This window comes from Promicromonospora sp. NPDC060271 (assembly GCF_042726755.1).
Classification (GTDB): domain Bacteria; phylum Actinomycetota; class Actinomycetes; order Actinomycetales; family Cellulomonadaceae; genus Promicromonospora.
In genome coordinates this window covers 21,960-28,072 of record NZ_JBHXBG010000072.1, presented here as the reverse complement: position 1 = coordinate 28,072, position 6,113 = coordinate 21,960, and the positions used below count along the sequence as shown (strand labels likewise).

Sequence of the window (6,113 nt, the reverse complement as noted above, 5' to 3'; positions counted from 1 at the left end):
GGTAGAACGCGAGCATTGCGCTCAAGTTCTACCTCGCTGCGGTTCTATCTCGCCAGGGTTCTACCTCGGCCGGCTTGGTCAGCGGCTGGCGGCTATCCAGCGCTCCAGCGTTGCCTGCGCCGCGCCCGAGTCAACAGCCTGGGCCGCCAGGCCGATCCCGGCGGCGAGCCGCTCGACGAGCGTCCCGGAGTCGGCTCCGGTGCCTGGCAGGGTGCCGTCGGCGACGAGGCCGGACGCGGCGTTGAGCAGCACGGTCTCGCGGACCGGCCCGTCCTCTCCGGCGAAGACCCCGCGTGCGACCGCCGCGTTGTAGGCGGCGTCCTGGCCGCGCAGGTCCTCGACCTTGATGCGGGTGAGCCCCAGGTCCGCGGCGGGGTCGAGGCGGTGCTCCGTGACCGCGCCGTCCGCCACCTCCCACACGGTGGAGCCGGCGGTGGCCGCGAGCTCGTCCAGGCCCTCGTCGCCGCGGAACACGAGCGCGGACTTGCCACGCTCCGCGAACACGCCGGCCATCAGCGGGGCCATCCGCGCGTCGGCACAGCCGACGGCGGCCGCACGCGGCTGGGCCGGGTTGGTGAGCGGGCCGAGGAAGTTGAAGGCCGTCGGCACGCCGAGCTCCCTGCGGGTGACTCCCGCGTGACGCATCGAGGGGTGGAACGCCGCGGCGAAGCAGAAGGTGATGCCCGCCTCGCGCGCGATCTGCGCCACGCGCTCCGGCGGGTGGTCCAGCCGGATGCCGAGCACCTCCAGCACGTCCGCGCTGCCCGACGACGACGACGCCGCCCGGTTGCCGTGTTTCACCACGCGCAGGCCCGCGCCCGCGATGACCACCGACGCCATGGTGGAGATGTTCACGGTGTGCGCGCGGTCGCCACCCGTGCCGACGATGTCCACCGAAGGGCCGGGCACGTCGATCCGGGTCGCGTGCCGGACCATGGACTCGGTCAGGCCGGCGAGCTCCTCGACGGTCTCGCCCTTGGCGCGCAGCGCCACGAGGAAGCCGCCGAGCTGGACAGGGGAGACCTCGCCGGTCATCACCTGGTCCATCGCCCACGCGGCTTCGGCCTGGCTCAGGTCGGTGCCGCTGATGAGCCCGGACAGCAGCCCGGACCAGGTGGGTGCCTCGAGGTTCACGCGGTACCCGCCCCGGGGACGGCGAGGAGCTTCGCCACTGCCTCCTGGACCTTGATGGCGTCGAGCGGGCGGGACACCACGCCGTCGGCCAGGGACCACGAGGCCAGCCAGGTGTCCGCGGGCCGGCCCGTGAGGATGAGCACCGGAGGGCACTCGTAGATCTCGTTCTTGAGCTGGCGGCACAGCCCCATGCCGCCGGCCTGGTCGGCCTCGCCGTCGAGGACGAGCAGGTCCCACGTCTCGTTGTCGGCCTTGTCCACGACCGCGGCGGGGGTGGCGACCTCCAGCCACTCGATGTCGGGCGAGCCCGCGTGCAGGCGCGGTCCGACGGCGAGCCGGACCTGCTCACGCACGGTGCGGTCGTCGCTGTACAGGAGGACTCGCGGGCTGGACGTCGCCGCGCCGGACGCTCCACCGGACGCGATGCCCGACTCGATACCGCTCGTACCTGCGCTGGTCACATCCGTCGTCATGCCGGTCATGCGTCGATCGTGGCACAGTCCCTGCTCTCACGGCAGATTTGTCCGCGCTCTTTTCATGGCACTCTGTGGAATCGCGTCAGCAAGACGCGCCGCAGGTGGGGCGTTGGAAGGACTTTGTGAGATTCGACGCGAGCGTCGCTGGTACTTCGGCGTTCGGGACGGTCGAACGTCGGCCATAATGGCTTTCGTGTCGACCGCAACGGCTGCAGCCACCCCCACGCACCAGCACGTGACAGTCAATCGTCCGAACCCAGTTTCGGTCGGGACGATCGTCTGGCTCGCCAGTGAGCTCATGTTCTTCGCAGCGCTCTTCGCGATGTACTTCACGGTCCGGCAGACGATGCCGGCGGAGGAGTGGGCGCTGCAGGCGAGCAAGCTGAACATCACCTTCTCGACGATCAACACGATCGTCCTGGTGCTGTCCTCCTTCACCTGCCAGTGGGCGGTCTTCAAGGCAGAGGCGTTCAAGCCGTCGCGCTCCGGGAAGCTGTACCAGTTCTGGACGTGGGGCATGCACGAGTGGCTCACACTGACCTACGTGATGGGCGCGTTCTTCATCGGCGGTCAGATCTACGAGTACACCGAGCTGGTCCACCAGGGCCTGACGATCTCGTCCAGCGCCTACGGCTCGGTCTTCTACATGACCACCGGCTTCCACGGTCTGCACGTCACCGGCGGCCTGATCGCCTTCCTCTTCGTGCTCGGCCGCTCCTTCGCCGCCAGGCGCTTCGGTCACCACGAGGCCACCACCACGATCGTCACGTCCTACTACTGGCACTTCGTCGACGTGGTGTGGATCGCGCTGTTCGCGGTGATCTACCTGCTGCGCTGACCTCGCGGCCCCCGCGCCCCGCGCGCGGGTGCGGCGTGGCCACGTGCGGTGGCATAGGTTCAAGACAGAGAAGCTCAAACACTCAAAGCGAGACGAGGACATTTTCGTGAAGGCACTCGCCGCCCGCAGGCACCACCGGCTGGCGCCGGTCGTGCTCCTGCTGCTGGCGCTGCTGACCACGGGTGGCATCTACGCCGCCCTGGCTCCGAGCACGGCTAAGGCCGAGACCGTCAGCACCGCGGACATCGAGACCGGTAAGAAGCTGTTCCAGGCCAACTGTGCGACGTGCCACGGTGCGAGCGCGGAAGGCAGGGACGGCGTGCCGTCCCTGGTGGGCGTCGGCGCCGCCGCCGTCGACTTCCAGGTGTCGACCGGTCGTATGCCGATGCAGATGAACGGCCCCCAGGCCGTGGAGAAGCCCGCGCAGTTCGACGAGGAGCAGACCGCGGCCCTCGCCGCGTACGTCGCCTCGCTGGGCGCCGGGCCCGCCATCCCCACCGACGAGCAGGTCGACGCCGCGCAGGGTGACCCCTCCAACGGCATGGCCCTGTTCCGCACCAACTGCGCCATGTGCCACAACGCCGTTGGCGCCGGCGGCGCACTCTCGGAGGGCAAGTTCGCCCCCTCGCTGTGGGAGACGTCGGAGCGGAACATCTATCAGGCCATGCTCACCGGCCCGCAGTCGATGCCGGTGTTCAACGACGCGAACATCACGCCGGACGAGAAGCGCGACATCGTCTCGTTCCTCGTCGAGCAGCGGGAGGGTTCGGCGGGCGGTAACGCGCTCGGTGCCCTCGGGCCGGTGTCCGAAGGTCTCTGGGCCTTCGCGATCGGCCTCGGTCTGCTCATCGGCGCCGCTGTGTGGATCGGAGCCAAGTCCTCGTGAGCGACAACCAGAACCCCCCTGCCGACACGTCCAAGGACGTGACGGTCGCCCCTGAGACAGGCACCGCTGTCGGGTCCGCCGACCGGTTCCCCGACCCGGGCATCCCGGAGCACAAGCACCGCCTCACCGACACCGACCCGCGCGCCGCCAAGCGTGCGGAGCGGACGGTCACCTTCCTGTTCGTGCTGTCGATCCTCGGCACCGTCGGCTCGATCGTCGCCTACGTGATGGTCCCGCCGGACGGCACGACGGCGGGCGTTCGGCTCTCGACGCTGCTGATCGGCCTCGGCCTCGCTCTCTCCCTGCTCGGCATCGGCATCGCGGGCATCCACTGGGCCAAGGCGCTCATGGGAGACCGCGAGATGGTCCAGGAGCGGCACCCGCTCGCGTCGTCCGACGAGACCCGCGCGGACGCGATCAAGGACCTCAACGACGGCCTGGCGGACTCGGGCGTCGTCGGCCGCCGCGGCGTGCTCAAGGGCGCGTTCTTCGGGGCCCTGGCGCTCTTCCCGCTGGCCATCGCCGTGCCGCTGATCGGTTCGGTCGGTGGCGACTGGAACATCTCGAAGTTCAAGCACACGATGTGGAAGCGGGGCACGCGCCTCGCGATCGACCCGTCGGGTCGTCCCATCAAGGCCTCCGACGTCACCGTGGGCTCCGTGTTCCACGTCATCCCGGAGACCACCGAGGAGTTCCGCGAGACGCACGAGTGGATCACGGAGAAGTCCAAGGCCGTCGTCCTGATGGTGCGCCTCAACCCGGAGGACCTGAGGACCGACCAGTCGCCCGAGGGTGCGACCTGGTCCCACGAGGGCATCGTGGCCTACTCGAAGATCTGCACGCACGTTGGCTGCCCGGTGGCGCTCTACGAGCAGCAGACCCACCACCTCCTGTGCCCGTGCCACCAGTCGACGTTCGACATCGCGGACAGCGCAAAGGTCGTCTTCGGCCCGGCCAACCGCCGCCTGCCGCAGCTGCCGATCACCGTCGACGAAGAGGGCTACCTCATCGCGCAGGACGACTTCGCCGAGCCCATCGGCCCGAGCTTCTGGGAGCGTCTGAAGTGAGCACCGCGACCCACGACACCAAGCGCGAGGCACCGGCCAAGCCGACGACGACGGTCGGCAAGGCGGCCGACTACCTCGACCAGCGCACCTCGATCGGCGTCGCCGTCAAGGAGTTCGCGCGCAAGGTCTTCCCGGACCACTGGTCCTTCATGCTGGGCGAGATCGCCCTGTTCTCGTTCGTCGTCCTGATCGCCTCCGGCTTCTTCCTGACGATGTTCTTCGAGCCGTCGATGGCGCTCACCACCTACGAGGGTGAGCACCCGGCGAACATGCACGGCCAGCTCATGTCCGTCGCGTTCTCCTCGACCCTCGAGATGTCGTTCGAGGTGCGCGGTGGTCTGCTCATGCGGCAGATCCACCACTGGTCGGCCCTGATCTTCATGGCCTCGATCGTGGTGCACATGATGCGTGTGTTCTTCACGGGTGCGTTCCGCAAGCCGCGCGAGATCAACTGGATCGTCGGCATCGTCCTGATGATCCTCGGCCTGGCCGCCGGCTTCACGGGCTACTCGCTGCCCGACGACGTGCTGAGCGGCAACGGTCTGCGCATCACCGACGGCGTGGTCAAGTCGATCCCGCTGATCGGCTCGCCCCTGTCGTACTTCATCTTCGGCGGCGAGTTCCCGGGCCACCACATCGTGCCCCGCCTGTTCACGCTCCACATCTTCGTGATCCCGGGCCTCCTGCTGGCCCTGATCGCGCTGCACCTGTTCCTGATGGTCCTGCAGAAGCACACCCAGTACCCGGGTGGCGGCCGCACGGACAAGAACGTGGTGGGTTACCCGGCGGCGCCGGTGTACGTGGCCAAGATGACCGGCAACTTCTTCATCGTGGCGGGCGTGCTGACGCTGATGGGCGCCACGATGGCGATCAACAACGTGTGGAACTACGGCCCGTTCGACCCGTCGCCGGTGTCCGCCGGCGCGCAGCCGGACTGGTACATGCTGTTCCTGGAGGGCTCGCTGCGACTGATGCCGGGCCAGGGCACGGAGTGGGTCATCCTCGGGTACACCCTTCCGCTCAACGTCCTGGTCCCCGCGGTGGTCATCCCGGGCATCCTGTTCACGTTCCTTATCGTCTACCCGTTCCTCGAGGCGCGGGTGACCAGCGACGACAAGGAGCACCACGTGCTCGACCGCCCGCGGAACAAGCCGGCACGCACCGGCCTGGGCGTCGCGTTCCTGACGGCGTTCATCATCCTGGCGCTGGCCGGGTCGAACGACCTCATCGCCACGCACTTCGGGCTGTCGATCAACTCGATCACGTGGGTGTTCCGCATCCTGCTCTTCGTCGGGCCGGTGTTCGCCTACTGGGTGACGAAGCGGATCTGCCTGGGGCTGCAGCGCAAGGACCGCGAGCTCGTGCTGCACGGGCACGAGTCGGGCCGCATCGTCCGCTTCGCGAACGGTGAGTACATCGAGGTCCACACCCCGCTCGACGAGCAGGAGCGCTGGCTGCGGGTCAACTACGAGGCGCCGGCACCGCTGGAGATCGCCCCGAAGACCGACGCGCGTGGCGTGAAGCGCAAGGGCTACGGCTCCGACAAGCGCTGGCAGGGTCTGTCCCGGTTCTTCTACGAGGACCGCGTCGCACCTGTCAGCCCGGCGGAGGTCGCGGCCGCGCACTCGCACGGCGAGCACGACGAGCTGACCGGATCCGAGCGCCAGGCCGTCGAGGCCGGCGCAGGAACCACCTCGCGGGAGCACTGAGCG

At 68.8% G+C, this 6,113-nt stretch carries 6 protein-coding genes; 4 read left to right on the top strand and 2 right to left on the bottom strand.

Annotated elements, in window-relative coordinates; genetic code table 11:
* Positions 1-78: 78 nt before the first annotated feature.
* A complete protein-coding gene (gene trpD, locus ACFWE2_RS13170) occupies positions 79-1,134 on the bottom strand; it encodes an anthranilate phosphoribosyltransferase (protein ID WP_377224675.1) in 1,056 nt (351 codons plus the stop codon).
* Complete coding sequence (locus ACFWE2_RS13165; RefSeq protein WP_377224674.1) at positions 1,131-1,616, bottom strand: hypothetical protein; 486 nt, start codon at positions 1,614-1,616, stop codon at positions 1,131-1,133. The genes trpD and ACFWE2_RS13165 overlap by 4 nt, the downstream gene beginning before the upstream one ends.
* A gap of 178 nt (positions 1,617-1,794) precedes the next feature.
* Between ACFWE2_RS13165 and ACFWE2_RS13160 the strand changes: the two genes are divergently transcribed.
* The 4 genes from ACFWE2_RS13160 to ACFWE2_RS13145 all read left to right on the top strand — a co-directional run bounded on the left by ACFWE2_RS13160 (position 1,795) and on the right by ACFWE2_RS13145 (position 6,110).
* Complete coding sequence (locus tag ACFWE2_RS13160) at positions 1,795-2,448, top strand: heme-copper oxidase subunit III (RefSeq protein WP_377224673.1); 654 nt, start codon at positions 1,795-1,797, stop codon at positions 2,446-2,448.
* Between the two features lie 106 nt (positions 2,449-2,554).
* Positions 2,555-3,334, top strand: a complete 780-nt coding sequence (locus tag ACFWE2_RS13155) for a c-type cytochrome (RefSeq protein ID WP_377224672.1) — start codon at positions 2,555-2,557, stop codon at positions 3,332-3,334.
* Positions 3,331-4,401: a Rieske 2Fe-2S domain-containing protein gene (locus tag ACFWE2_RS13150; RefSeq protein WP_377224671.1), complete on the top strand. Its 1,071-nt coding sequence runs from the start codon at positions 3,331-3,333 to the stop codon at positions 4,399-4,401. The genes ACFWE2_RS13155 and ACFWE2_RS13150 overlap by 4 nt, the downstream gene beginning before the upstream one ends.
* A complete protein-coding gene (locus tag ACFWE2_RS13145) occupies positions 4,398-6,110 on the top strand; it encodes a cytochrome bc complex cytochrome b subunit (RefSeq protein WP_377224670.1) in 1,713 nt (570 codons plus the stop codon). Before ACFWE2_RS13150 ends, ACFWE2_RS13145 begins: the two co-directional genes overlap by 4 nt.
* The last annotated feature ends 3 nt before the right edge of the window (positions 6,111-6,113 follow it).

Excerpts from the sequence above, each read along its gene's own strand:
- ACFWE2_RS13165 (WP_377224674.1), bottom strand. The coding sequence starts at position 1,616 with ATGACCGGCATGACGACGGATGTGACCAGCGCAGGTACGAGCGGTATC.
- ACFWE2_RS13160 (WP_377224673.1), top strand. The coding sequence starts at position 1,795 with ATGGCTTTCGTGTCGACCGCAACGGCTGCAGCCACCCCCACGCACCAG.